3 protein-coding genes and 1 pseudogene are annotated in these 2,603 nt (G+C 68.2%); all 4 read right to left on the bottom strand.

What is annotated here, in order from left to right; all coding sequences use genetic code 11:
- Positions 1–346: pseudogene (locus tag J7E68_RS11785) on the bottom strand (DNA-protecting protein DprA); the annotation flags it as partial.
- Positions 343–1,872, bottom strand: coding sequence for a YifB family Mg chelatase-like AAA ATPase (locus tag J7E68_RS11790; protein WP_215172804.1), 1,530 nt, complete (start codon positions 1,870–1,872; stop codon positions 343–345). The pseudogene J7E68_RS11785 and the gene J7E68_RS11790, both read right to left, overlap by 4 nt.
- Entirely contained in the window at positions 1,869–2,231 is a 363-nt protein-coding gene (locus J7E68_RS11795) for a YraN family protein (protein WP_215172806.1), read from the bottom strand. Before J7E68_RS11795 ends, J7E68_RS11790 begins: the two co-directional genes overlap by 4 nt.
- Positions 2,232–2,333: 102 nt before the next feature.
- Positions 2,334–2,603 (bottom strand): DUF2469 family protein (locus tag J7E68_RS11800; protein WP_215172808.1); only part of this gene is annotated, 270 nt, incomplete at its 5' end.

Genomic DNA, 2,603 nt, shown 5'->3' on the forward strand with positions numbered 1-2,603 from the left:
CCGGCAACGCGGGGTCACCGGGAAGAACGAGCCGCGCGCCGCCGTCCCGCGCTCCGCGTATCGCGTCCGCGACCGTTGCAGGCTCGGCGCGGGAGCGCCATCGCGATCGGCCGTCCGCGATGGCGCGTCCGCTGACCGAAGCGGCCGTGGACGACTTCTCGTCCAGCGCGTACCGGAGCGCATCCAGCGGTCCCAACTCATCGATGAGCGTGCCTGCAACGCCGTCGCCGGGCTCCGCCAGCACCGACCAGACGATCCGAGCGAGTGCGTGCCGGTGATCCCCTGCGGGGTGGACCGCGTCGAGAGTGGCACGTATGGAGGGGTCGGCCTCGAGAAGAGCGATCACGATGAGAATCCCCTCTTCAGGAAGAGCGCCTGTCCGACCTCGTCGCGACCGGGCCTGTCGTTGCCTGCGAGATCGGCCATCGTCCATGCGAGACGTAGGACACGGTCGTAGCCGCGCAGCGTCAGAGCGCCGCGCTCAAGAGCGCGATCGAGCGGCGATCGTGCGTCGGGAGCGATCCGGAGGTCCTGCTGTCGCAACCGCGCGCCCGGCACCTCTCCGTTGCGTCTCCAGGGCGTGCCGCGCCACCGTTCGAGAGCCCGGGCTCGGGCATCGATGACCCTCTCGCGCGCCCGTCTGCTAGTCGTCTCGGTGCTTTCGCCCGCCATCGCGCGAGATGCGGCGACACGAGCGACATGCAGCTCGATGTCGATGCGGTCGCGCAGCGGGCCGGAGAGACGCGTCGCATACCTGCGGACAGCGAGGGACGGACACACGCATTCCGCCCCTCGAACACCGTAATTGCCACAGGGACAGGGATTGAGCGCGACCACCAGCTGGAAGCTCGCGGGGAAGACGGCCGTCACACCCGAACGGCTCACCTCGATCGATCCGGACTCGAGCGGCTGACGCAGAGCGTCGAGAGCCACGCGGGAGAACTCCGCGGCTTCGTCGAGGAACAGCACTCCCCGGTGCGCCCTCGAGATGGCCCCAGGGCGAGCTGCTCGGGACCCTCCGCCGACGAGCGCCGCCACCGAGGCGCTGTGATGCGGCGACTCGATCGGAGGCACGGCGATGAGGCTCTGCACCGCCTCTCCCGCGAGCGAACGGATCGATGCGACCTCGAGGGCCTCATCCCCGGTGAGCCGCGGAAGGATCCCGGGCAGCCGCCGGGCAAGCATCGTCTTCCCGGCGCCCGGCGGCCCGCTGAGCAGCAGATGGTGACCGCCCGCCGCGGCGACGATGAGAGCCTGCACGGCCTCGTCCTGGCCCACGACGTCAGCCAGGTCCGTGTCGTCGGCGACCTCGGACGGCGCGTGCGGCGACACGACCGGCTCTGCATCGAGGACCTCGATGTCGGCGCCGTGCCAGACGGCCACTTCGGACAGCGACGTGGCCGCCCGCACCTCGATGCCCGGAACCAGACGCGCCTCGGCCTCGTTGCCGATCGGCACGATGACCGTGTCGAACCCCGCCCGTGCGGCGGCGAACACCGAGGGAAGGACCCCCGGCACAGGGCGGAGTCTGCCGTCGAGTCCGAGTTCGCCGATGTGCACGGTGCGGGCGATCGAGCGATGAGCGAGGGATGCCCCCGCCGCCAGCGCGGCGACAGCGACGCTCAGATCGAATCCGGACCCCTGCTTGGGCAGACTCGCAGGTGAGAGATTGACCGTGAGCCGTCGACGCGGAAGATCAAGACCCGTGTTCTTGCAGGCGTTGTGAACGCGCTGCACCGCTTCTCCGAGCGACTTGTCGGGCAGGCCGATGATCTTGAAGTCGGGGGTCTGATTGGAGAGGTCGGCTTCGACCTCGACCATGTGGCCGTCGACCCCGGTGAGCGCGACCGCCCAGGTGCGGGAGGTCTTCATGCCAGGTCCTCGAGGTGCTCGAGCATGCCGTCTTCCGGGTTCGCACCGACTATGCCGATGGCGTCGATGCGGAGCACCATCCCCTGCACCAGTTGAGGGTGGTCGGTGGCCCACACATGCGCGAGCCGCCACAGACGCCGCCTCTTGCGTGCGTCGACCGCTTCGAGCGGGTGCCCGTAGGCCACCGATCGTCGCGTCTTCACCTCGACCACTGCGAGTCGGCGACCGAGGCGCGCGATGATGTCGATCTCGCCCTGATCGCAACGCCAGTTGCGCTCCAGCACCTCATAACCGGACTGTGTCAGGTACCGCGCCGCTCGCTCTTCGCCGGCTCTGCCGAGATCGTCTTTCGCTGCCATGGGCACAGCTTCGCCGCACACGATCGGGGGCCGCACCCGCAGGGCGGGGAACACCCGGATATCGGGGACAGAACGTCAGATCGGATCGATGTGGAGACGGAGTCACTCCCCGTCGAGGGACAGCTCCTGCGGCAGCTCGAACTCGCGACGCTGGAGTTCCTCGACGTTCACATCTTTGAAGGTGAGCACGCGCACGGCCTTGACGAATCGATCCGCACGATAGATGTCCCACACCCAGACGTCGGACATCGAGATCTCGAAGTAGAAGTCGTGTTCGGTGTCGCGCCGCACGACGTTGACCTCATTGGCCAGGTAGAAGCGACGCTCGGTCTCTACGACGTACTGGAACTGAGCCACCACATCGCGATATTC

It is taken from the genome of Microbacterium sp. ISL-103 (assembly GCF_018613995.1).
Lineage (GTDB): Bacteria > Actinomycetota > Actinomycetes > Actinomycetales > Microbacteriaceae > Microbacterium.